Origin of the sequence: Burkholderia sp. Tr-20390, assembly GCF_017104595.1 — a bacterium.
GTDB lineage: Bacteria > Pseudomonadota > Gammaproteobacteria > Burkholderiales > Burkholderiaceae > Burkholderia.
This window is the reverse complement of record NZ_JAAGPC010000053.1, coordinates 1-24,617: the sequence shown is the minus strand read 5'-3', so window position 1 is coordinate 24,617 and position 24,617 is coordinate 1. Positions and strand designations below refer to the sequence as shown.

The following is a 24,617-nucleotide window of genomic DNA, read 5'->3' as shown; positions in this document are numbered from 1 at the left end:
CGGGTTCATGCATCGATGGCAACGTCGGTTGCCGGAATGGCCTGACAGGCGAGACACACATCCGCTTCATCGGGCCCGTGCCCGCTCAAATGCGCGACTTCACCCGATACGACCTTGACCGCGCAGCTCTCGCACTGCCCGACACGGCAGCCGCTCGGCAGGGCGACCCCGAGCGACTCCGCGAACGACAGCAGGCTGCCGTCACTAGGCGTCCAGGTGGCCACGCGACGCGATCGGGTGAACTGGACGACGAATCGCTTCGACGGGTCGGGCGCCGGCCTGGACGGTGACCTGAACGCCTCCTTGAAGATGTCGAAGGACGGAACACCGCGTTCGATCAGTCCCGCGGTAATCGCCTGCATCATCGGTTCCGGGCCGCACAAGTAAAACCGCGCGCGCCGTCGAATCAGGTCGTCACTGACGACGTCCGCCGTCAGATAGCCCTTCATCTGATAGTCACGCCCGAGCACCTCGTCGTGCGGCTGGTTGTAGCAGTTGACGACTTCCAGCTTCGGCAGCCGCTGCTTCAGTGTCTCGATGCGCGCGCGGAACGCGTGCGTCGCGCTGTTCAGGTTCGCATAGAAGAGTTTCGATTCCGGCGCCTGCGCGCCCCGATCCCGGATCGACTCCAGATAGGAGATGAACGGCGTGATGCCGATGCCGCCCGCGAACATCACGACGGGCTGCTTCGACGCCGGCGGTACGATGAAGGTGCCGGCGGGCGCGCCGAGCAACACGGGGTCCCCCACCTCGAGCGATCGATGGATATGGGAGGACATCGCACCTTCGAACGGAACACCCTCCCCGGTTCTGCCCTTCTGGTGACGCACCGAAATGGCGTAAGTCCGGCGATCGTCTTCGCAGGCGGCGCCCGTCAATGAATAGGCGCGTGTCGTCCCGCCGTCGCCCAGCGTCGGAACGTGCACGGTCACGTGCTGCCCGGGCAAGTAGTCCGGCAACGCCCCACTATCCGACGCCCGGAACGTGACGGTTCGCACGCCGCTCGCTTCCTCGTGGATGGCGGAGACGACACAATCCCGCAGCCCTTTCCACGCACGGCGCGACGGATCGATCGACGGGTCCGGGCGGATGCGGCAGCGGACGGAACGCAGCGGCGACGATCCGCTCACCGGGTCGAGCGTGGCCGCCGAAACCAGCCGGTTGAAGTTGCTGTGGTTGCGCCCGTCCACGGCGAGCGCATCCATGCCGATCTCGTCGCAGGCCTGCCACCAGCCGTATTCGGCCACGATCACATCATGCGCAAGCTCCGGCACGACGCGTGCCTTGAAGCGCGCCTGACCGTTCGCCGTTTCGATCAGGAACCAGTCGTCGTCGACGATGCCGTGTTCCGCCGCCAGCGCGTCATTGAGTTCCGCGACGGGGTACGGCGCGCGGCGGCGCAGGCTCGGGAGCCCGCGGTGCTGACTGTGGCAGTAGTAGCCGTTCTTCATCGAGGTCAGCGTGCAGGGGAAGCGGCGGCGATCGTTCGCCTCCCCCCCCTGTCCATGCTGCGGCGGCACATATCGAGGCACCGCCGGGTAGCCGTGACGATGCAACTGCTCGGAATACAGTTCGACCCGCGACGTCTCCGTGTTGAAACCGCGCGCGCCGTCAGGTGTCGCCGAAGCGTATCGACGCTCGTATTGCGTCAACGGCCGCGATATCCCCTCCGGATGTTCGCGCAGCATCGCGACGTCCATCCCGAGCGGCTCGAGCACATGATTCCATCCCGCCTCGATGCTGCCGCCGAAGAACCGGTCCTTCATGCCGAGCCGAACGGCCAGATCGAAGACGATGTCGTAGTCAGCGCGGCTTTCCCCTCGCGGCGACACCATGCGCTGTCTCAACTGGACGAGTTCGACCGCACGTTCGTTGATCTCGAAGCCGAGCCGCAGGCCCTCCCGCTCCCACGGCGTGTTCACGGGCAGCAGGATGTCCGCGTAGCGCGACGACGGCGTCTCGAAGAGATCGCAGTGAACGTGAAAATCGAGCGCGCACAGCGCATCGTGGGCGATGCCGCCGTCCGCCTGGGACAGCACCATGTTCGTGCCGAACGCGAACAGCGCGCGTACCCGATAGGGCTCGGCGTCGAGAATCGCGCGATAGACGTCGCGTGCCGTCACCCAACCCTGCGACGGCGGACCAAGCGGCCGTTCCGCCAGGCCGAGCGCCTTCGCGCGCTGCTGCGGATTCAGCATCGCGTAGCTGCTGACCGCATTGGCCGGCTGCTTCGCCCATTCCCGATTGGAGCCGCGCGTACCGAACGCGCCCGTCAACGCATACAACGTCGCAATGGCGCGCTCCGTCTGCGTGGCATTGGTGTGCATCCCCACGCCGGACCACGCGTGATACGCAATGCCCTGCCCGGGATGCAGCATGTGCGCGGCCTTCATGATGTCGGCGGCATCGACGCCGGTGATCGTGCTGGCATGGTCCGGCGTATAGGCTGCGAGCGCACGCGAATAGAGGTCGAACGCAGGCGTGCATTCCACTTGCGTGCAACGGCCGGACGAGTCCGTGATCCCGACGTGGCGTGTACCCGTCATCAACAGATCGGAAAGCGCCGTACCGGCCCTTTCTTCAACCAGTTCGAGCCGATCGAGCGTCCGGTTCCAGCATGCGTATCGGTTGCCCGACGCTCGTGGGTCGATATCCCGTTCGCGCAGAAACCGTCCGGTATCGGCACGCACCAGCAACGGGCCGTTCGTCCATCGCCGGACGAAGGGTTCGTCGACGTTGCCGATCGCGATCATCTGCCTCGCGATGGCCATCGCGAGCGCGCCATCGGTGCCGGGATTGACACGCAGCCACAGGTCCGCCTCGCGTGCGAGCGGCGTCGGCCGCGGATCGACGACGATCAGTTTCGCTCCGCGGCGCCGCCCCTTTGCGATCGCATCGGCCTGGGCCAGCCACGTATTGGCGGGATTGTTGCCCCACAGAACGATGAGATCGGCATGCTGATAATCCGCGGTCGGCATGCCGCAGCCGAACGTGAAGACATGCGCGCTGTCCTTGTGCCAGTTGCAGATCTCGGTCGCGTAGCAGATGTTCGGACTTCCGAACAACCAGGCGAACCGTTCGACCCAGTCGATACTGTCGCTCATGGGTGTGCCGCTCGGCGTCGTGACGCCGAACGCCACCGATTCGGCGCCGTTCTCGCGCTTGAAATGCGCAAGGCGCTCCGCGATCTCGGACAGCGCCTCGTCCCAGCCGATGCGCTGCCAGCCCGGATCGGCGGCACCCTTGGGCCGGGTCCGCCGCATCGGATACAGCACCCGGTTCGGGCTATGCACGAGTTCAGGTGCGGCTTTCCCCTTCATGCACATCGCCTGGCCGGTCGGGTGCGTGTCGTCGGGCCGCACCTTGATCATCATGTCGCCACGCACGACGTTGATCGTGCCGCACCGCGACCGGCACAACGTGCAATAGCCCTTTTTCTCCTGCGTATCCATCGATTCGCGTCGTCCGCTTCATGTTTGACTCCATGCTATGAAGCGGCAACGGCCATGACAAATTCATCCTTTTGATGGCGTGATATATATTGAATCAATATCGCGCGACCCGATCCGGTGTACCGTTCGGACCGTCGAGGCGGCGCCGTTCCGGCGCCGCCCGGATTGCCTGGAGCCTCGCCCGTGAGCACGCACATCACGCTTCGCCAGATCGAGTATTTCGTCTCCGTGGCCGACACGGGCCAGATTTCGCAGTCGGCCAACCTGTGCTCGGTGTCCCAGTCGTCGATGACCATCGCACTGAAGAATCTCGAGGAGATGGTGGGCGTCACGCTGCTTCAGCGTCATTCGAGAGGGGTGCGGCTGACACCGGCCGGCGAGCGATTCCTGCGTCACGTGCAACACGCGACCCTGTCGATCGATCGCGCCGTGGTGGCGGCGCAGGAAGAGCCCGAGCAGATCTCGGGGCATGTTCGTATCGGCGTGACCGAAACCATCTCGGCTTATCTGATGCCGTCGCTGATGTCGGTCTTTTCCCAACGGTTCGGCAACCTGAGCGTCAGCATCGTCGAAAGCGAGCGCGAAGCGATCGAGGACATGCTCGTCGACGACCGCCTCGATATCGCACTGCTCCTCGTGTCGAACACGGCGGAGATTCGCGACTTGAAATACGAGACGATGCTTCGCTCGCCGCGCAGGCTGTGGACCCATCCGGATCATCCGCTGCAGGACGCGCATCGGGTCACGCTGGAGGACGTCGCGCGCGAAAACTACCTGCTCCTGGACATGGACGAGCACCTGCGCACCGTCGGCAAGTACTGGGGAAGCTACGGCATCACGCCGAACGTCCGGATGCAGAGCAAATCGATCGAGGCCGTCAGAAGCCTCGTGGCGCTCGGACAAGGCGTCACGATCCTGTCGGATCTCGTCTATCGTCCGTGGTCCCTGGAAGGAAACCGGATCAGCCGGCGCAACCTGAGTGTGACCGTCCCGACGATGGATGTCGGTGCGGTATGGCGACGCGGGGGTGCAACGTCAACGCCGTGCCGCGCGCTGCTGGATTTGTTTCGGTCGTGGAAGAAAGGCGCGCGATAGACGCGCGCGATGCCGACGGCGCGTGACTGACATCCGGGAAGCGCAACCGTTCGCGCAGGCTGGCGCGGAGCACCCGGGCAGAGCGGAGGTGACGATCGAAGGCCGGCATCCGATCACGCGGCGCCGGCCCGTGCCGCTCAGCGCTTCGCCGGCACCGGCGGCTCGCCCGCCGTCGTCGCGCTGCGCGCCCAGTCGGCGAACTCGGTGTCGTAGCGATTGCCGATGTAAGCGACATGGTTTGCGTACCCGTCGTAATCGCCCACCCGGAAGCGTGACACGATCGTGTCGACGTCCGCGCGATGGCGCTCGAACATGAAGCGCGTCGCCATGTAGCCCCACCGGTACGCGCGCGTGACGTAGTCGCTCGACGTGTAACGCGTGCCGAGCACGTCCGAGAACCGGTACGCGCCCGTGCGCACCGCGTCGATCGACTCCGGGTTGTCGTTCTTTCTCGACAGATACTCGGCGACACCTTCGATCCACCACACGGTCGGCTTCGCGGTGCTCACCGAGAAGTCGCCCGCCATGTCGTAGCGACCGTCGAGATAGTGCGTGAACTCGTGCTCGAGATTCCACACCTTGAACTCGGGCCGCAGCCACGATGCCTCGTGCGCGATGAAGCGCGCCTGATTGCCCGGCGCGGACGGATCGCCCTCGAGGTACATGCCGCCGTTGTCGGTGCTGATGCCGTAGATCACCGACGCGTATTTTCGATAGTTCGCGTAGTCATCGAAAATGACGAGTTCGATCGTGTCGTTGCGATCGCCCGCGACCGGCTTGCGCCCGGTCTTCATCATCCGGTGGAAGTAGTCGTCCTGCCGCGCGACCGCCGTGCAGACCGACTGCAGCTGCGGCGGCGTCATGTCCTGCGCGAGAATGCGCACGCCCGCATTGCATGCGTAGCGATGCGAGAGCACCACGTCGGTCAACCGCTTCTTGTAGTCGCAGGTGCCGTAGTCCGCGCAGTTGCCCGGATCGCCGTAGTCGACCGCTTCCGCCGCCGCGAGCCAGAGGTCGCTGTCCGCGCCCGTCATGCTCGTCGACGCGAGCATGTCCTGGATCATTTTCTTCACGCGCGGCTTCTGCGCCGGATAGCGGAGGAAGCGAAACGTTTCGCGCGCCGCGTCGGCCAGCTGATAGGCGGCGCTCGTGTTCGACAGGCTCGCGCGGTTCGCGGTGACGAAGCGGTTGAGCGTCTCCGGGAGCGTCGCATCGCTGTCGAGCATCGGTTGCGCGCCGCTGCGCTGGTGCGCGTAGAAGAACACCGTGAGCAAGCCGGTGAAGCCGCCCGCCGCACTGCGCTGCAGCAGCGGCGCCGCTGCCTGCGGATTCGCCGCGCTCACGGTGTAGGACGCGATGCGGTTCTTCAGCGTCGGCAGGTAGTACGCTTCATCCCGCATGTTCGTGATGAGCTTCATCAGCTCGTTCGCGGTGCTCGGCGCACGCGAATTGTCGCGATAGAGCGCATCACCCTCCAGGCTTTGCTTGATATACGGGCGCAGCGACACCGCGAGATTCGGAATCGGGTTTGCAATTCCCGATACATCATATTGGTAATAAGCGGCACGCAGATAAATCAGCAAATTGACCAGGATCAAATTGCTCGCATCGTATTGATAGATTTCCTGCACGAAACGACCCGCGACAGCGTGCACGTTTTCGGCATTGAAGATCTGTGTGGCCTGCGCTTTATCGACCGAGAACAAGCCGTAATGGCATTCGTAATCGGGAAGATTCGCGATGTAATCGGCGAGTGCCGCGCCGCGATACTGGGTCATCACCGACATGTCGCGGCAATCGGCGCCCGACGTGCTGCGCTTGCTGCGCGTGGCCGGCTGCTTGAGCGGCGAGGGCCGGGTCAGCGCCGCGCGATCCTGTTCGCTGAGCGGCAGGTTGAACTGCGCCTGCTCGGGCGACACCGGCAGATTCTGCGGCACGCGAGGCATGCGCGCCTGCCTGGGTTGCGTCTGCTGCGCCGGCTCGGTATTGGCCGATGCGGTGCCGGCCAGTCCGGCGAATACCGACCACGCGACGATGGCCGACCAGCGGCGTTTTTTTTGAAACCCCTCGTTTATTGCCACTTTATATTCTCTCGGTTGTTTTTGGGCAATCACGATATAACATTACATCTTGAAACGTCAATTTAATCTACATGAAAGATATCATGGTTAATTAGTTAAACTATTTTAAAATTAAAATCGATTCGAGAAACAATTCAGCCGGCCGGCACGGTCCGCCTGTCTCCGGTCGCGCGGCAACGCGCATGCCTCACTGCCTTGCGGACAGGATTCGGCGAGCCACTTCCCCAAATGAAAAACGCGGGTGGCGAACCGCACCGGATGAACGACACCATCCGGCACGACTCACCACCCGCGTTGAAGCCTTTCCAGCCTTCCGCTTACTTGCTGTAGTCGTACACCCCACGCCCCGTCTTCCGCCCGAGCCTGCCGGCCGTCACCATCTCGCGCAGCAGCGGGCATGCACGATACTTCGGATCGCCGAAGTCCTTCACGAACACGTCCATCACCGCGAGGCACACGTCGAGGCCGACGAGGTCGGCCAGCGCGAGCGGCCCGATCGGGTGGTTCGCGCCGAGCTTCATCCCCGCGTCGATCTCCTCGGCCGACGCGATGCCTTCCGCCAGCACGAAGAACGCTTCGTTGATCATCGGCACGAGAATCCGGTTCACGACGAAGCCCGGCGAATTGCGCACGCCGATCGGCGACTTGTCGAAACGCTCGGTCAGCTCGCGCACCGCCGACGCGGTCGCGTCACTCGTCTGCAGCCCGCGGATGATCTCGACGAGCGGCATCAGCGGCACCGGGTTGAAGAAGTGCATGCCGACGAAGCGCGCCGGATCGGCGAGCGGCGCCGCGAGCGCGGTGATCGAGATCGACGACGTGTTGGTCGCGATGATCGCTTCAGGCCGCGCGACGGCCTCGATCTGCTTCAGGATGCGGCCCTTCAGCTCGACGTTCTCGGTCGCGGCTTCGATCACGATATCGGCCGCTGCGAGCTTCGCGTAGTCGGTCGACGTCGTGATGCGCGCGAGCGCCGCATCGCGCGTGGCGGCGTCGAGCTTGTCCTTCGACACGAGCCGCTCGAGGCTGCCCTTCAGCGTCGCGATGCCCTTCTCGAGCGCCGCGTCGCTGACGTCGATCATCACGACGTTGAGACCCGCAACGGCGGCGGTCTGCGCAATGCCGTTGCCCATGGTTCCGGCGCCCACGACGCCGACGATTTCGATGGCCATGAAATTTCCTGTGTGTTCGGGTGCTGAGCGTTCGATTATCAGATGTTCTCGAAGATCGCAGCAATCCCCTGGCCGCCGCCGATACACATCGTCACGAGCGCGTAACGCCCGCCGATGCGCTTCAGTTCGTACAGCGCCTTGACCGTGATCAGCGCGCCGGTCGCACCGATCGGGTGGCCGAGCGAGATGCCCGAGCCGTTCGGGTTGACCTTCGCCGGATCGAGGCCGAGTTCCTGCGTGACCGCGCATGCCTGGGCCGCGAACGCCTCGTTCGCCTCGATCACGTCGAGATCGCTGATCTTCAGGCCCGCGCGTTCGAGCGCCTTCTGCGTGGCCGGCACCGGGCCGATGCCCATGTACGCCGGATCGACACCCGCGTGCGCATATGCGACGAGGCGGGCAAGCGGCTTCACGCCCTGCGCGCGCGCGGCGTCCGCGCTCATCATCAGCACGGCCGCGGCCGCATCGTTGATGCCCGACGCGTTGCCGGCCGTCACGGTGCCGTTCTCCTTCTGGAACACCGGCTTCAGCTTCGTGAAATCATCCGCGCTGGCTTCGAGGCGCACGTGCTCGTCGGTGTCGAACGCAACCTCGCCCTTCTTCGTGCGAATCGAGATCGGCAGGATCTGATCCTTGAAGCGCCCTTCCGCGATCGCGCGCGCCGCGCGACGATGCGATTCGAGCGCCAGCGCATCCTGCGCGTCGCGCGAGATGCCGTACTTCGCCGCGACGTTCTCGGCCGTCACGCCCATGTGGATCGTCTGGAACGGGTCGTGCAGCGCGCCGAGCATCATGTCGACGAGCTTGCCGTCACCCATGCGCTGGCCGAAGCGCGCGGCCGGCACGGTGTACGGGGCGCGGCTCATGCTTTCCGAGCCGCCGCCGATCGCGATGTCGGCGTCGCCGAGCATGATCGTCTGCGCGGCCGACACGATCGCCTGCAGGCCCGAACCGCACAGGCGGTTCACGGTCAGTGCGGGCGTGTGCTGCGCCACGCCGCCATTGATCGCCGCGACGCGCGCGAGATACATGTCCTTCGGCTCGGTGTTCACGACGTGGCCGAACACGACATGCCCGACTGCGTCGCCCGACACGTTCGCACGCGACAGCACTTCGGCGACCACCTTCGCACCGAGGTCGGTCGGCGAGAAATCCTTCAGGCTGCCGCCGAAATCACCGATCGCGGTACGGACACCGCTCACCACCACGACTTCTTTCGCTGCATTGCTCATCGTCTCACTCCGGTTCGTTCGCGCCCGCGGGCGCGGGGATGCGTTGCGTTACATGTTCGGGTAATTCGGCCCGCCGCCGCCTTCGGGCGTGACCCACACGATGTTCTGCGTCGGGTCCTTGATGTCGCAGGTCTTGCAGTGCACGCAGTTCTGCGCGTTGATCACCAGGCGATCGCTGCCGTCGTCGTTCTTCACGAACTCATACACGGCCGCCGGGCAGAAGCGCCCCTCCGGCCCCGCGTACGTGCGCAGGTTCACGTTCACCGGCACGCTCGCATCCTTCAGCGTCAGGTGCGCCGGCTGGTTCTCCTCGTGGTTCGTGTTCGAGATGAACACCGACGAGAGACGGTCGAACGTCAGCTTGCCGTCCGGCTTCGGATACTCGATCGGCTGGCATTGCGACGCCGGCTTCAGCATTTCGTGATCCGCATGCTTGTGGTGCAGCGTCCACGGCACGTTGCCGCCCATCACCTTCTGCTCCAGCCCGACCATCAGTGTGCCGAGGTACAGGCCCTTCGCCATCCACTGCTTGAAGTTGCGCGCACGATACAGCTCCGTGTACAGCCACGACTGCTTGAAGGCGTCCGGGTACGCGTTGAGCTCGTCGCTCTGGCGGCCGGCCTGCACCGCGTCGAATGCGGCGTCGGCCGCGAGCATGCCGGTCTTGATCGCCGCATGGCTGCCCTTGATCCGCGACGCGTTCAGGAAGCCCGCGTCGTCGCCGATCAGCGCGCCGCCCGGGAACACCGTCTTCGGCAGCGACAGCAGCCCGCCGGCCGTGATCGCGCGCGCGCCGTACGACACGCGCTTGCCGCCTTCCAGGAACGCGCGGATCGACGGGTGCGTCTTGTAGCGCTGGAATTCCTCGAACGGCGACAGGTACGGGTTCGTGTAGCCGAGGCCCACCACGAAGCCGACCACGACCTGGTTGTTGTCCATGTGATACAGGAACGAGCCGCCGTAGGTGTCCGACTTCAGCGGCCAGCCGGCCGTGTGGATCACGAGGCCCGGCTTGTGCTTGGCCGGATCGATCTCCCACAGTTCCTTGATGCCGATCCCATAGGCCTGCGGATCCGCGTTCGCGTCGAGCTTGAACTTCGAGATCAGCTGGCGGCCGAGGTGGCCGCGGCAACCTTCGGCGAACAGCGTGTACTTCGCGTGCAGTTCCATGCCGAGCTGGAAGTTCTCGGTCGGCTCGCCGTCCTTGCCCACGCCCATGTTGCCGGTCGCGACGCCCTTCACGGAGCCGTCGTCGTTGTACAGGATCTCGGCGGCCGGGAAGCCGGGGAAAATCTCGACACCGAGCGCTTCGGCCTGTGCCCCAAGCCAGCGCGTGACGTTGCCCAGCGAAATCACGTAGTTGCCGTGGTTCTGGAAGTTGGCGGGCAGCGCCCAGTTCGGCGTGGTGACCGAGCTCTTCTCGGACAGGAACAGGAAGCGGTCTTCCGTCACCTCGACGTCGAGCGGTGCACCGCGTTCCTTCCAGTCGGGGAACAGTTCGTTGATCGCGCGCGGGTCCATCACCGCGCCCGACAGGATGTGCGCGCCGATCTCGGAACCCTTCTCGAGCACGCACACGCCGATCTCGGTGCCTTTCTCGGCGGCCAGCTGCTTGAGCCGGATCGCCGCCGACAGCCCGGCGGGGCCGCCGCCGACGATCACGACGTCGTATTCCATCGATTCGCGCGGGCCGTACTGCGCGAGCAAGTCCTGTGTGGTCAAAATCCTGTCTCCTCCTGCGTCCCGACCGTCAGCGGTCAGAACTGGTCTTCCGTCAACGCGAGCACGCCCTCGTTGCCCTTCGTGCCGACGATCGACGCTTCGAATGCGCCTGCCTGCACCAGCACGTGTTCCGCATAGCATTGCGCGATCGCGATCTTCGCATCGAAGAACGCCGGGTCGCTCGCGCGGTTCGCGTGCGCCGCCACCAGCGCGCGGCCCATCTGCCACCCGCACAGCACCACGCCCGCCAGCTTCAGGTACGGCACGCTGCCCGCGAACACCGCATTCGGGTCCTGCTTCGCGTTCGCCACCACGTAATCGACCACCGACGACAGCGCCTTCGCGCCCTTCTCCAGCTTCGCCTTCACCGACGCAGCCGCCGCGCCGTCCAGCTTGCCCAGCGCCGCGACCGTGTCGCCGATCTCCGCGATCAGCGCCTTCGCCACCGCGCCGCCGTCGCGCATCGTCTTGCGGCCCACCAGGTCGTTCGCCTGGATTGCCGTCGTGCCTTCATAGATCGCCAGGATACGGGCATCGCGGTAATACTGCGCCGCGCCCGTCTCCTCGATGAAGCCCATCCCGCCGTGCACCTGCACGCCCAGGCTCGCCACGTCGTTCACCATCTCCGTGCTCCAGCCCTTCACGACCGGCACCAGATACTCGTAGATTGCCTGATGACGGGCCCGCGTCGCCTCGTCCGAATGGCGGTGGGCAATGTCGCTGTGCGCGGCAGCCACGTAGGCCAGCGCCCGCGCGCCTTCGGTCAGCGCGCGCATCGTGCCGAGCATGCGACGCACGTCCGGGTGATGGATGATCGTCACCGACTGCTTGGCCGAACCGTCGACCGGGCGGCTCTGCACGCGCTCCTTCGCGAATTCCGCGGCCTTCTGGTAGGCGCGGTCGGCCACGCCGATCCCCTGCATCCCGACGCCGAAGCGCGCCGCGTTCATCATGATGAACATGTATTCGAGGCCGCGGTTTTCCTCGCCGACCAGGTAGCCGATCGCGCCGCCGTGGTCGCCGTACTGCAGCACCGCCGTCGGGCTCGCCTTGATCCCGAGCTTGTGCTCGATCGACACGCAGTGCACGTCGTTGCGTGCGCCGAGCGAGCCGTCGTCGTTGACCATGAACTTCGGCACGATGAACAGCGAGATGCCCTTCACGCCTTCCGGCGCGTTCGGCGTGCGCGCCAGCACCAGGTGGACGATGTTGTCCGCCATGTCGTGCTCGCCCCACGTGATGAAGATCTTCGTGCCGAACACCTTGTACGTGCCGTCGCCCTGCGGCTCGGCGCGCGAGCGCACCAGTGCGAGGTCGGAGCCGGCCTGCGGCTCGGTCAGGTTCATCGTGCCGGTCCATTCGCCCGAGATCAGCTTCGGCACGTAGCGTTGCTTCTGCTCGTCGGTGCCCGCCGTCAGCAGCGCTTCGATCGCGCCGTCGGTGAGGAGCGGACAGAGCGCGAACGACAGGTTCGATGCGTTCAGCATCTCGATGCACGGCGTCGCGATCAGCTTCGGCAGCCCCTGGCCGTCGTATTCGGACGGGTGCTGCAGCCCCTGCCAGCCGCCTTCGACGAACTGGCGGAATGCTTCGCCGAAACCCGGCGTCGCGGTCACCACGCCGTCCTTCCAGCTGCTCGGGTTGCGGTCGCCTTCGACGTTCAGCGGGGCCAGCACCTCGCCGCAGAACTTCGCGGACTCGTCGAGCACGGCCTGCGCCGTGTCGTAACCGGCATCCTCGAAGCCCGGCAACTGCGCAACGGCGTCGATGCCGGCCAGTTCCTTCAGCACGAACAGCATGTCCTTGACGGGGGCGTGATAGCTCATGGTCGATGTTCCAATCAGACGATATAGGAGGGGCGCTATCGGGCGAGAGGCGGGAAAACCGGCTCAGGCCCGGGCGACGACGTGAGGCATCGTAATCCTAGGGCAGGCGATTCTTATTGTCATATCCGGCCCATGTGGTGACAAAATCGGCCACGGGATTTGGGGGTTGGGCGGGGGAAGGCTGGCTGGGTGGGGGTTTGGGCGGGGGTGGGTTTTATTCTTCCGATGTATCGGCGAGCAATCGACATACCCGGCCGGGGCGATCCGAGTGGCCGCCGCGGCTCGATTGCCGCAATGGCGGTCGCTTGCCGGCCAAGGCGACACGTACGCCGAGACAGGTGAGACGTCCGTTTTGCGTCGGCCATCGGACACCGAGTTCCGGCCTGTTTTCGGTGGACATTGCTCATCCACGCGTTTGAACTAAAGAATCGCCTCCGATTGCCGTAATCAGGGATCTATTGGGAAATCGAATTTCGGGAACGACGTGAAACGGCAATTCTGGATTGGAATCGGGCTAATTTGTGCGGCGCTTAGTGGATGTGCAACCCGGCAACTTGTGGCTACGCCTTTGGCTGAATCACGGATCGGCGTGAAGAGCTACGCAGAAATGTCTTATCAGCCACTTGCACTGAACGATGCAAAGACGATTGACTTCGACGCGAGCACTTCTCCGGTGGCTCGATTTCCAGACGGCCTTGGCGTCTATGCTCCCTTCTCCCTGGATCAACAGTCCACGGCAACCACTTTGCGCGTCCGCACATGGTTTTCGAGTTCGTGGTTGCCGCTGGCAACGGTGCTGAAGCCGTATGTCATGTTCCTCGATGCCGACAAGCGCGTTGTCAGCAACGTCGAGTCATTCGAGAGCACCGACGGATCGACCTTCGTGAAGGGCCACTACAGACAAACCTACTTCATCGTCCCTTCTGGCGCACGATTCTTTATCCTCTACTCGGCTTCGTCAGAATCCGATCGGATGATTCTCACGGCACAAACCGGCAAACGGTGGGCGATCCCCAATGCTTATAGCGGCACGATAGAAGTAAAACACGAGGTTGCGCACCAATGAAAGTTAAAGCATCGGCGGCGAAACTCGTGACTCGATTGGCGATGTTTGCATTCTCCTTGTCGGTGACAGGGTGTGTAACAACAAACTACATGCCACCGCCAGGCGTGCCGACTGCAAACGTCCGCTTCCGTGAAATCGGCGAAGGTAGGTTCTACCTCTATCAACCCCCTCCGTTGCCGGGTTGCTACGTGCCGAGCGATCCGCTGGGTGGCGAACCCATTGGCGTGGCGGGTATTCGTTTCAAAGACGATCACACGATCATTCTCTTTTCGACGCATCGACAACAGCCGAGGCTGGGAATGCCGATCGCCGATAAATATATCGACCAAAGTTACTTCGAACTCAGGATGCAAGCCGATCACTTGCTGACGCTGCGCGTTGCCCTTCCGGGACGAGACCAATACGACAGCGCCTTTCGCTTCACCCCCAAATCCGGGGAAAATTATGAGGTAACAGTCCGTTTTGGAACGCCGCTGAAGGTCGATGTGTATCACATCGACAGCCACGACGGACACTACTCCGTCGAGCGTGTTGAGGACCTCGAAATCATTCGGCGATGTTCTTGAACGTGGCGACGCGATCGACCGTTGACGAGTGAGCTCGGGTCATTCGGTCTGGCACGGGAAATGCCTGCTTCAGGCCGGCAGCGGCCGCTGCAACACCCTGTAGCACGGGCCTCGGCTTATCTTTCTGAACGGGGCTCTTTCAAGCGAAGGACAGGCACTACCGATCATTGAAGTACCGCTCGCAGACGCACGGGTACGTTAGCGTCCTCATCGCGCGGGATAGGTCCACTTGACCATGCGAATCTGCCAGCAACCACGACTCGCAAGCGCGCTCCACCGTCCGACCTGCGGCCGACGATCACAACAGGCAAGTGCCCACTCCCTGCGACCCGATTCCACCGCCCCCCCGAATCAGCCCCCTACTTCACCACCACCAACGGCCCAACAAACGCCTCAAAGTGCGGCAACCAAATCGGTATCGCCTCCTTGACCGCAAACATCCCGTGCCCGTTCTTGCCAAACGGCGGTTCAACAATCATCTGTCCACGCCCACCCGCCCCCTGAAACGCGGCAAACCAGGTCGCCACGACCTCCGGCGCGAAATACTTGTCGTTCTGCACGTAATGCCACAGCACCGGCACCTGTGTCGTACTCGCGAAATGCCCGATCGTGTCGGCCATCTGCTTCGGATCGCACGGCATGCCGGGATGAGTCGTCGGGTTCCCCCCACGCCCACCCGAGAAATTCACCACCGCAACCACCCCTTGCGGCGCGTAGCTCGCCGCCGCCAGCGACGCAAAACCACCCGCCGATTGCCCGACCAATACAACGCGGTTTCGATCCACCTGCGGCAACGCCTGCGCATACCGCACGGCCGCGAGCACATCGCGCGCGGCCTGCTGCCCCGCAGCAAGGTAATCCGGATGCCGGCACGAACCCGCATCCTCTTCATCGACCCCGCCCGTCGCTCCGTATCCGCGGCGGATCGGCACGATGACCGCGAAGCCGAGCTTCACGAACGTCCGGATCTGCGGCAACGCGCGATAGCGGCGCACCTTCGGCCGGTCGAGCGGATCGGGCGGGCTGCCGTGGCTCAGCACGATCAGCGGAAAGGGTCCGGGACCATCCGGCATGTAGGTGGTGGCGACGATGTCGCGCGTGCTCGCCCCCTCATCGACCGGGACCTTGACGACGGTTTCATGCAGATCCGGCGCGATGGACGTGTCGTCGACCGCTGTCGCCGCACAGCCGACGACGGAAGCGATCAACGCGCCCGAGGCCAGCACCCGGCACAGATGAACGGCGATCCGGTTTCGGCGAACGACGATGCTCATGGGTGATCTCTCCACGAATCCGCAGCCGACGGCCCACGCTGCCGCGATGCCTACGGCGAAGGCGTCAGTGTATCCGGGCGGCAGCGTGGCCGGGCTAGTCGCACGTGCACAGCCCGCACCTGTATCGCAACAACCCCACCCACCGTCCGATCACCACCGATAACTAACATCGCCCGTCACCATCAACCGCGTGCCATAGAAACACCCACCCGCTGAAAAACACGACGACACATAAGTCCGGTCAAACAGGTTGTTCACATGCGCCGCAACGCGCCATCCCTTCCACGCGGACCGTTCGACTCCAAGGTCATACGACAGCCCGAGATCAAAAAGCACGACAGCCGGCACATCGAACGTATTGACGTTGTCACCCGCGCTGCGCCCCACATAACGCACACCACCACCGACCCTCAACCCGCGCAACCCCGGCCGCTCAACCGCATAGTCCAGCCAAAGCGACGCGAGATGGCGCGGCACCGCCGCCACGCGCTTGCCGACCACGGTCGGATCCGTATCGGCCTGCACCGTCGTATCAAGATAGGTGTACGCAGCAATCACATCCAGTTGCTTCCACACACGCGCCCGCCCTTCCAGCTCGATCCCGCGCGATCGCACCTCGCCCGTCTGCACGCTGAAGAACGGATGCTCCGGATCAGCGGTCAGGACATTGCGCTGGCGAATATCGAACGCCGCGATCGACGCGTTCTGCAGCCGGTCCGGCGACTGATAACGCAACCCGACCTCGAACTGCTTCGCCTTCGTCGGCGTGAACGGCTGACCATCGAAACGCGTGCCGAGCGCCGGCTCGAATGAAGTCGAATAGCTCATGTACGGCGCAAAGCCGCTATCGAACAGATAGACCGCCCCAGCACGCCCCGTGAACGCCCGCGTACTCTGCCGCACGCTCGCGGACCGCAGCAGGTCATCGGTCGTCGTGCGTGACCACTCCTCGCGCCCGCCGAGCGTGAACACCCACCGATCCCAACGCACCTGATCCTGCAGATAGACGCCGATCCGGTCAGGCGTCTGCCGCGTCTGCTGCGCGACCGGCGGCACCGCATACGGCTGCCCGTAATCGGGCGCACGCGTATCGAGCGGCGGCGCCGCGCCGAAGCCCGAGCCGACGAGATTCGCCACCGCATGCTCATACGACAGCCCGGCCAGCACCGTATGCTCGACCGGCCCCGTCATCACGCGCATCTCGGCCTGGTTGTCGAGCGCGAGATGGTTCACGTGCTCGCGCGACCACGACAGCGAACGGTTCAGCACGCCCGGCGCCAGATACGGCGCGATGAAATTGACCGCCGCGCCCGCGAAGTCGACATCGAGATGCGTATAGCGCACGTTCTGCCGAACCTTCCAGGTCGAATTGAAACGATGCTCGAACGCATAGCCGATCATCGCCTGCGTTCGGTCGTACGTATCGAACCCCGGCAGCCCCGGAAAGAAGTGCGTCGGAATCCGCCGTCCCGAATCCGGCCAAAGCGTACCGACGGCCGGCAGCCAGCCCGCGAAGTTGTTGTGCGGATCGCGCTGGAACGACCCCAGCAGCGTGAAACGCGTATCGGCGTTCGGCTGCCACGTCAGCGACGGCGCGACGACGATCCGCTGCTGCCGCGAATAATCGATCTGCTCGTCGGCACGGCGCGCGAGGCCGTCGATCCGGTAGCGCCATGTTCCGTCTTTCGTCACGGGCCCGCTGAAGTCGAATCCAAGCTGCCCGCGATCGCGGTTGCCGGTCTGCACGCCGAGCAGGTGCTGCGCATCGCGCGTGGGCCGCTTGCTGACCATGTCGACGATGCCGCCCGGGCTCGCCTGCCCGTACAGCACCGACGCCGGGCCGCGCAGCACGTCGATGCGTTCGAGCGTCCACGGATCGACGACGCTCGCGGCCCAGTTCACGCCTTTCGGCAGCGGCAGGCCGTCGAGCATCTGCGGATTGATCGCCGCCGCCGCGAAGCCGCCGAAACCGCGCAGGAACACGCTTTCGAGCACGCCTCCGGGGCGCGAATCCGCGTAGGCGCCCGGCGTATAGCGCAGGCTGTCGCCGACGCTGTGCACGTCCTGCCGGTCCATCTGCTCGCGCGTGACGACCGACAGGCCCTGCGGCACCTCGACGATCGCCGTGTCGGTCTTGGTGCCCGCGCGCGACACGTCGGCCGCGATGCCTTGTACGGGGCCGACACCTGTCTCGCGTCGCCCGTCAACGACGATCGGCGCGAGCAACGAGGCATCCGCCGCGGGTTCGCCCGCCTCCCGCGCATCCTGCGCCGAAGCAACAACCGGCATCGCGGTCGCACAGGCCAGTGCGGCCGCCCAGCCCGGTACGCGCCGCCACGCCGCGCGCGGCAACGGAAATCCTGGCCGCGCACGGCGGCCGGTGTGTGATCGATTCATCTCGGGTTATCCGGAAAGCGGAGACGGACGTCGGCGGCTATGCCGCGCCCTCGAGTCGGAAGACGGGCCGCTCTTGCAACGGCGACCTCGACTGAACAGCGAATGGGAATCATTTACGTCGACGCAGCGCAGGTAAATGCCGGCGGAAGCAATCAACGAATGCGCGGCACGCAACTGACGGCCGCAGGTTTATTCGTCTGACGTTAACAAAATGTCACGTTTGAATGTCGTTATCCTGAACGACTAAACGATTGATCGGATGATAGGATAGCGACACCCTCAAGCTTCAAGCGAAACACGCAATGTCAAGCCTGCCCCCGGCCACCCGACACTCGCTCGTCGATTCGGCGATCGATATCCTCAAATCCAATATCACTTCCGGCATCTGGCGCGTCGGTCAGCGCATTCCGACCGAGCTCGATCTCGCGAAACAGCTCGAGGTCGGGCGCAACACGGTGCGCGAAGCGGTTCGCACGCTCGCGTATTCCGGCGTGCTCGAAGTGCGCCAGGGTGACGGCACCTACGTGCGCCGCAATGTCGATCCGGCCGAGACGATGCGCGACGTCGATCGCGCCGCGCGCAGCGACCATCTCGAGCTGCAGTGCATGCTCGAAACGGAATGCGCGCGCTACGCGGCGCGCCGGCGCACGGACGAGGATCTCGCGACGCTGCGCAAGCTGCTGAAAGCGCGTGGCGAGCGCGAAGCGTCGCGCGACGTGAAGAAGTTCGTCGAGCGTGACCGCGCGTTTCATATCGCCGTGGCCGCCGCATCGCACAATCACGCGCTCGAAGCGCTGTATCGCTACTTCTCGGGCTCGATCCTCGCGAACGTCGAGGACATCCTCGTCGAACTCGACGAGGCCGAGATCCCCGAACCGGACATGCGGGCGCACCAGGCGGTGCTCGACGCGATCGAACAGCGCGACGAGAACAAGGCGGTTCGCGCGACGCTCGCGATCCTCAAGCCGCAAATGACCTGGCTCGAAACCCGCGAGACGCCCGCCGCCTGACGCGCCCGTCGCACCCAGCGTGCGCTACGCCGCGACGGCCTCGATCACGTCGATCTGCCCGTCCGGCGCGGAGCGGACTCCGGCGGGCCGCCAGCCGGCGGCGCCGAGCAACGCGTCGTATTCGTCCCGCGTGCGCTCGCGGCCGCTGCCCCAGCACATCATGTGGATGTCGTAGAGCTTCGAGAAATGCGCGACGCCCGGCGCCGGCACGACCCGTTCGATCACGAACACGCGTGCGCCGTCCCGGGCGCTTTCGCGTGCCCGCTTGAGGATCGCCACGCACTCGTCGTCGTTCCAGTCGTGCAGGATCAGCTTCAGCAGGTAGACATCGGCCGCCGGCACCGCGTCGAACATGTTGCCGCCCGCCTTGCTGCAGCGTGCGCTCACACCCATGCGCTGCGCCCAGTCGTCCGCATCGCCGTCGATCACTTCCGGCAGGTCGAACACGACGCCGGTCAGCGACGGGAACCGCCGCAGCAGGCTGCACAGCATGTGCCCCTGGCCGCCGCCGATGTCGCACGCATGCGTGCCCGGCGCGAACGTGACGTCGCGCAGCGCATCGACCACCTGTTCCGACTGCACGGTCGAGAAGCTCGACATCGCGCGCTTGAAATCGGTCCGGTAGCGTTCGTGGTCCTTCGCATAGTCGAACGCCATCGCGCCGAACTCGCGGACGAAACCGTTCTGCTGCCCCTCGCGCACCATGTCGGGCAGATGCGCCCAGATCGCGTAATGCTCCGGCCCTTCCTGCAGCAGCACGAAATCACGCAGCGTGCTCGGGGCGTCCGCATGCAGCAGCGCCCCCGACGCGGTGGCCCGGAAGCCGCGGCGCGTGTCCTCGTCGAGCAGGCCGAGCGACGCGAGCGCGCGCAGCAGCCGGTACAGCAGCGGCTCGTCGACATCGAGCTTCGCCGCGAGCGCGGCCGACGACACCGGCGCATCCGTGGTGACCGCATCGAACACGCCGAGCCGCGTGCCCGCATACAGGATCCGGCTGCGCCACCGTCCGAACAGCGTATCCAGCACCTGTTTTGCCGCATTTTCCATAAAGTACTCCTGAACATGAGCCGACCGCGCCGGCACGTGACGCACCGGGCGATCGCATCGTCAATGAAGCATGCGGATCACTGCTCGTGCAGGAATTCCCGGATCGGGTAGCCGACGTGGCGCTGCGCATCGAGCGTGTAGCCGAGGATGCGGTCGCCGCGCTTGAGCTCCGTGATGTTGTGCACGCTGCCTTTCGGCCCGAGCACGCGCACGTGCCAGTCGTCCTGCGCGATGATGTTGATCGCGCGATTGGCGGCATTCTTCGCCTCGATCAGCAGCAGCGGCCGCGTCTCGACCTTCGCGCGCCCGACCACGACGCGGCGCGCCTTGCCCTGCACGTTGACGGCGAGGATCTCCGCGCCCGATTCGAGCTCGGCGAGATAGCGCGTGCGGTTGTCCGGCGCGACGACGTACGAATGGAGCGCGGCCGCGTTCACGCGGAACGGGCGCGTCGGCATGTACGGCAGCGGGTGCGTCTCGCTGCTGATGAGGATCATGCCGGTCGAATACGAGCCGACGAGGATGCCCTCGTCCTGTTCGAAGCGCGAGCAGGTATCGACGCACACGCGTTCGCCCGGCCCGAGGTGCGTGAGCCCGACGATCTCGATTTCCTCGAGCTGCAGATCCTCGACCGTATCGCTGCAGATCGACACGAGCTGCGTGGCCTGCCCGACCTGCGTCGGCGTGAGCAGCACGCCTTCGGGGCCGCGCTGCAGCACGTTCAGCGTGACCTCCGCATCCTCCAGGTCGGCGACGACCGTGATCAGCTCGCCCGACGCCTGATCGGCAGCGGCCAGCAGGATCTCGAGCGGGATCTTGCTCGGGTCCTGCAGGAATTCGACGAGCAGCCACGGCGTCGTGGTCGACAGCTCGCAGGCGCGCGTGAGCGTCGCCTCGCCCGTCACCTCGATGAACACGCCGAGTTCGACACCATCCGGCACCGCGAAATCGACCGGCAGGCCATCCTTCACGAGGATGATCTGCACCTGCTCGAGCAGCGCGGCATCGGCCGGCTGCCGATCGACGACCGCGACCTTGCACGCGCTGGGCGGCAGCCGCCCGGCCTGCGCCGCATCCTTCACGACGAATGCGGACACGCCGACATGCAGCGCTTCCTCGGTGATCTCGTCCGCGAGCTCGCCGATGTTGCGCAGGTCAATCCAGGAAAGCTTCTTCAAGGCCAATCTCCTTCGAAGGGGATAACGCAGGTTGAGTGACAGGATGAAACTAGCGGCTGACGGAAACGACCGAACGCGACGCGGCGGCCCTCATCCGGCAATCCACCCAGCCGGCGCCCGGTTCGTAGCCGGCAAGCCGGACGCCGGGCGCGACATCGGCGAGACCGACGCGCGCGCCGTCGTCGGTCCGGAACCGTACGGCGCGGTCGCCGCGCATCACGACGCGCGTGTTCGCGCCGGACGCGCTGCGCGTGTGCAGTGCGACGAGCGGCGCGGATTCGATCCGCACGCGGCCGACCACGATCGCGCGCGTGTCGCCGGCCGCGCCGACCGTCAGGATCCGCTCGCCGGAACGCAGGAGCGAAAGCTGGCGCGCGCGGTCACCGCCGCAGAACACGAACGATTCGGCCGAACCCGCGTCGATGCCGAACGTGAGCGGCCGGCCCGGCGGGTGCGCGGCGCCGGCCGCGACGACGAGCAGCATGCTGGTCGCGCTCGCGCCGGCCAGCACGCACTCTTCGCCGTCCAGCTGCGAACAGCCGTCGATCACCGCATGCAGCCCGGTGCCGAGCGGCTCGACGCGCTGCACCTCGAATGTCTTCAGCTTCAGCGGCTCGCGGGCGCGCAGCTCGCCGCATGCGGCCAGCACGCCACGCAACGCGGCCGCATCGCGCGGGGCGAACGCGATGTCGACCGGCGACTGCGCATGCTTGCGCGCGAGGTAGGCCGCGCCGTGCGGATCGGCCAGCGACACGACGATGCGGCACGCGGCCTCGCGGACACCCGCGAGCAGGCGCTCGAGCGGCACCGTGGTCGCGAGCGCGTAGTCGATCAGGACGAGCGCGTGCCGCGCGATCGCGGTGCGCACGGCATCGAAATCGGCCGCGCCGTCGATCCTCACGCGAACGCCTGCGAGCGGCGCATGCACGTCGTCGACCAGCGTTGCGACGCCCGGCGTCGATACGGACAGTTGCGCCGCCGTGCCGGGCGCGCACGTGTCGCGCTCGGCCTCGGCCACCACGAAACGGCACGCGCCGGCCCTCGCTGCGTCGGCCGCGACGGTGCCTGCCTGCGCGCCGAGCGCGCGCAGGTCGATCCACGGATAGCGATGCATGGAAATCCTCTACGGTCGGAATAAACCGGGCGCGACGGCCCGGCGCACCGGCTCAGGCGGCCAGGTGCGCGGCACGCCGCTCGACACCGTGCACGGCATCGGACAGGCGGCGGATCAGCGGTGCGGCCTTCGGCGCGGCGAACACGTTGCGACCGGCCGCGATGCCGAGCGCACCCGCGTTCATCACGCGCGACGTGAATGCGACGAACTCGTCTTCCGGCAGCTTCGCGCCGCCCGCGACCAGCACCGGCAGCGACGAGCCGGCGATGATGTCGGCCATGCTCGCGGCGTCGCCGCTGTACGGCAGCTTGACGATGTCGGCGCCGAGATCCGCCGCGACGTTCGCCGCGTGGGCAATCAGTTCGGTCTGCGGACGTTCGCCGAGGCCCGGGCCGCGCGGATAGATCATCGCGAGCAGCGGCAACGACCAGCGCGCGCACTCGGTCGCGATGCGGCTCAGGTCGAGCAGCTGCTGGTTTTCCGTCTTCGAGCCGAGATTCACGTGCACGCTGACCGCATCCGCGCCGCATGCGAGTGCATCCTCGACGCTCGCGAACAGCGTCTTCGCGTTCACGTCCTCCGCGTAGCGCGTGCAGCCGTTCAGGTGCACGACGAGCGCGAGATCGCTCAGCACGTCGGGAGACAGGAAGCGTGCGCGGCCGCGGTGCACGACGATCGCGTCGCCGCCGTGCGCGGCGATGTCGCCCACCAGTTGCCGCAACTGCTGCGGAGGGGCGATGGGCCCGTCCGCGAGCGAATGGTCGAGCGGCACCATCAGACACTTGCCCGACGCGGCACGCACCACCCGCCGCATCCTGAGCGCCTTGCCAGAAACCGATAGAAGAGCGTCCATCCTTGATTCCTCGCCAGAAATGGAGAGGCCGGCCCGTGCGACTTCAGCCTGCCCCCGGAGTGCCCGCTTGCGGGCGGAACTGGAGCAACAACCGAGCAACGCTTGCAGCAAATCTTGCGTCGTGTAAGACTTGCATAGACCCAATCATCCTATGATTGGATCATCCTTGCAAGCACATTGCGAGCGATCCTGTTTCCCGACCGGGGGACGCATTCGACGTGGCATCGGTTCCCCTTTGCAGACAACGGCAGCACATCAACCTGTGAGGTGTCTATGAAGTTCGGCGTGTCCTTTTTGCCCGATACCGGCCCGGCCGACCGCCCGGCGGCCGATTACTACGCGAACGCGCTGAAGCTCAGCGCGCTGGGGGACCGGCTCGGCTACACGTACGTGAAGATGACCGAGCACTACCTGAAGCCGTATGGCGGCTACAGCCCGTCGCCGCTGATGTTCCTCGCGGCCGCGGCCGCGCAGACGAAGTCGATCCGCCTGATGACGGGCGGCATCCAGGCGTCGTTCCATCATCCGATCCAGCTCGCGGCCGAGGCCGCGCAGCTCGACGCGATCTCGAACGGGCGGCTCGAGCTGGGCTTCGCGCGCGCGTTCCTGCCGTACGAATTCGAGGCGTTCGGCATCGATCTCGATTCGAGCAAGGCGCGCTTCCAGCAGACGATCGACGCGACGGTGCGCCTGCTCGCCGAGGAATCGGTCAGCGAGGACACGCCGTTCTTCCGCTACCGCGACGCGCAATCGCTGCCGCGCCCGACGCAGCAACCGCGGCCGCCGGTCTGGGTCGCGGCGCTGCTCACGCCGTCCAGCTTCGAGTGGATCGGCGAACGCGGCTTCAACCTGCTGATGGCCGCGCCGCCGCGCAAGGACGCGCTCGCGAAGACGCAGGACATGGTGGCCCTCTATCGCGAGACGTTCGAGCGCCATCACGGCCACACCGGCCGCCGGCCGCAGGTCGCGATCAGCATCCCGCTGATGATCGGCACGTCGGACGCGCACGCGCTGGCGCTCGCGGAGCCGCGCCTGCGCCATCACTGGCGCTATTTCGCGGACGCCGCGAAGTCGTGGGAGCAGGTGCAGTCGTCGGCGTACCAGGGCTACAACGAGGCGATGAAGAACAAGATGGGCGGCATGGACACGGCCGACCTCGACGCGACCGCCGTGCTCGGCACGCCCGACACCGTGCGCCAGCGCATCCGCGCGCTGGAAGCCGATCTCGGGCTCGACGCGATCCTGTGGCACATCGACTACGGCGCGCAGCCGTACGAGCTGATGAGCAACAACCTGGAAGTGTTCGCCCGCGACGTGCTGCCGGGGCTATGACGCCATGCCGATCTCTTCCGGACCCACGGCGGACTCGCCCATGACACCGTCCCTGTCACTCGACACGATCGTCGTCGGCGCCGGCATCGGCGGCCTGGCCGCCGCGCTCGCGCTGCGCCGCGCCGGCCATCGCGTCACCGTCCTCGAGCAAAGCCGGGCGTTCCGGGAAGTCGGCGCGGGGCTGCAGGTCGTGCCGAACG

18 protein-coding genes are annotated in these 24,617 nt (G+C 65.6%); 6 read left to right on the top strand and 12 right to left on the bottom strand.

All coding sequences use genetic code 11. The features are described from left to right. Positions 1-5 precede the first annotated feature (5 nt). Positions 6-3,452 (bottom strand): molybdopterin-dependent oxidoreductase, encoded by a 3,447-nt coding sequence (locus G3N98_RS16790; RefSeq protein ID WP_206148714.1) that lies wholly within the window; start codon positions 3,450-3,452, stop codon positions 6-8. Between the two features lie 183 nt (positions 3,453-3,635). On the opposite strand from G3N98_RS16790, the gene G3N98_RS16785 reads away from it, so the two are divergent. Continuing rightward, complete coding sequence (locus G3N98_RS16785) at positions 3,636-4,547, top strand: LysR family transcriptional regulator (protein ID WP_175237773.1); 912 nt, start codon at positions 3,636-3,638, stop codon at positions 4,545-4,547. A gap of 137 nt (positions 4,548-4,684) precedes the next feature. Here the strand turns inward: G3N98_RS16785 and G3N98_RS16780 are convergent, their stop codons facing one another. The 5 genes from G3N98_RS16780 to G3N98_RS16760 form a co-directional block, all read right to left on the bottom strand. Then, positions 4,685-6,628: a collagenase gene (locus G3N98_RS16780; RefSeq protein WP_206148713.1), complete on the bottom strand. Its 1,944-nt coding sequence runs from the start codon at positions 6,626-6,628 to the stop codon at positions 4,685-4,687. A gap of 317 nt (positions 6,629-6,945) precedes the next feature. Then, a complete protein-coding gene (locus G3N98_RS16775) occupies positions 6,946-7,800 on the bottom strand; it encodes a 3-hydroxybutyryl-CoA dehydrogenase (RefSeq protein ID WP_089429495.1) in 855 nt (284 codons plus the stop codon). A gap of 38 nt (positions 7,801-7,838) precedes the next feature. Next, a complete protein-coding gene (bktB, locus tag G3N98_RS16770) occupies positions 7,839-9,032 on the bottom strand; it encodes a beta-ketothiolase BktB (protein WP_089429494.1) in 1,194 nt (397 codons plus the stop codon). A 48-nt stretch (positions 9,033-9,080) separates the two neighbouring features. Continuing rightward, positions 9,081-10,754, bottom strand: a complete 1,674-nt coding sequence (locus tag G3N98_RS16765) for an electron transfer flavoprotein-ubiquinone oxidoreductase (protein WP_206148712.1) — start codon at positions 10,752-10,754, stop codon at positions 9,081-9,083. Positions 10,755-10,789: 35 nt separating this feature from the next. Next, complete coding sequence (locus tag G3N98_RS16760) at positions 10,790-12,580, bottom strand: acyl-CoA dehydrogenase (RefSeq protein WP_175237772.1); 1,791 nt, start codon at positions 12,578-12,580, stop codon at positions 10,790-10,792. 589 nt (positions 12,581-13,169) lie between these two features. Here G3N98_RS16760 and G3N98_RS16755 point away from each other — a divergent pair. Both G3N98_RS16755 and G3N98_RS16750 read left to right on the top strand, forming a co-directional pair. After that, positions 13,170-13,646, top strand: coding sequence for a hypothetical protein (locus G3N98_RS16755; RefSeq protein WP_206148711.1), 477 nt, complete (start codon positions 13,170-13,172; stop codon positions 13,644-13,646). After that, positions 13,643-14,212, top strand: coding sequence for a hypothetical protein (locus G3N98_RS16750; protein ID WP_206148710.1), 570 nt, complete (start codon positions 13,643-13,645; stop codon positions 14,210-14,212). The genes G3N98_RS16755 and G3N98_RS16750 overlap by 4 nt, the downstream gene beginning before the upstream one ends. A gap of 359 nt (positions 14,213-14,571) precedes the next feature. Here the strand turns inward: G3N98_RS16750 and G3N98_RS16745 are convergent, their stop codons facing one another. Together G3N98_RS16745 and G3N98_RS16740 are read right to left on the bottom strand one after the other, a co-directional pair. Then, positions 14,572-15,486, bottom strand: coding sequence for a prolyl oligopeptidase family serine peptidase (locus tag G3N98_RS16745; protein WP_206148709.1), 915 nt, complete (start codon positions 15,484-15,486; stop codon positions 14,572-14,574). A gap of 150 nt (positions 15,487-15,636) precedes the next feature. Continuing rightward, positions 15,637-17,883 carry a TonB-dependent siderophore receptor gene (locus G3N98_RS16740; RefSeq protein WP_241025948.1) on the bottom strand — a complete coding sequence of 749 codons (2,247 nt, stop codon included), beginning with the start codon at positions 17,881-17,883 and terminating at the stop codon, positions 15,637-15,639. A 302-nt stretch (positions 17,884-18,185) separates the two neighbouring features. On the opposite strand from G3N98_RS16740, the gene G3N98_RS16735 reads away from it, so the two are divergent. Beyond that, positions 18,186-18,893, top strand: a complete 708-nt coding sequence (locus tag G3N98_RS16735; protein WP_089429489.1) for a FadR/GntR family transcriptional regulator — start codon at positions 18,186-18,188, stop codon at positions 18,891-18,893. Positions 18,894-18,917: 24 nt separating this feature from the next. Here the strand turns inward: G3N98_RS16735 and G3N98_RS16730 are convergent, their stop codons facing one another. The 4 genes from G3N98_RS16730 to G3N98_RS16715 all read right to left on the bottom strand — a co-directional run bounded on the left by G3N98_RS16730 (position 18,918) and on the right by G3N98_RS16715 (position 23,085). Further along, a complete protein-coding gene (locus G3N98_RS16730) occupies positions 18,918-19,940 on the bottom strand; it encodes a methyltransferase (protein ID WP_175240458.1) in 1,023 nt (340 codons plus the stop codon). 77 nt (positions 19,941-20,017) lie between these two features. Further along, positions 20,018-21,118 (bottom strand): 3-dehydroquinate synthase II family protein, encoded by a 1,101-nt coding sequence (locus G3N98_RS16725; protein WP_206148708.1) that lies wholly within the window; start codon positions 21,116-21,118, stop codon positions 20,018-20,020. 49 nt (positions 21,119-21,167) lie between these two features. Next, a complete protein-coding gene (locus G3N98_RS16720) occupies positions 21,168-22,232 on the bottom strand; it encodes a 3-dehydroquinate synthase II family protein (RefSeq protein WP_206148707.1) in 1,065 nt (354 codons plus the stop codon). Between the two features lie 52 nt (positions 22,233-22,284). Beyond that, the gene (locus G3N98_RS16715) at positions 22,285-23,085 is read right to left on the bottom strand and encodes a 2-amino-3,7-dideoxy-D-threo-hept-6-ulosonate synthase (RefSeq protein ID WP_206148706.1); all 801 of its coding nucleotides are present in this window, start codon (positions 23,083-23,085) and stop codon (positions 22,285-22,287) included. A gap of 285 nt (positions 23,086-23,370) precedes the next feature. Between G3N98_RS16715 and G3N98_RS16710 the strand changes: the two genes are divergently transcribed. Beyond that, positions 23,371-24,417 carry an LLM class flavin-dependent oxidoreductase gene (locus G3N98_RS16710; protein WP_254600128.1) on the top strand — a complete coding sequence of 349 codons (1,047 nt, stop codon included), beginning with the start codon at positions 23,371-23,373 and terminating at the stop codon, positions 24,415-24,417. Between the two features lie 40 nt (positions 24,418-24,457). After that, on the top strand, positions 24,458-24,617 hold a 160-nt coding region (locus tag G3N98_RS16705), incomplete at its 3' end, for an FAD-dependent oxidoreductase (protein WP_206148730.1).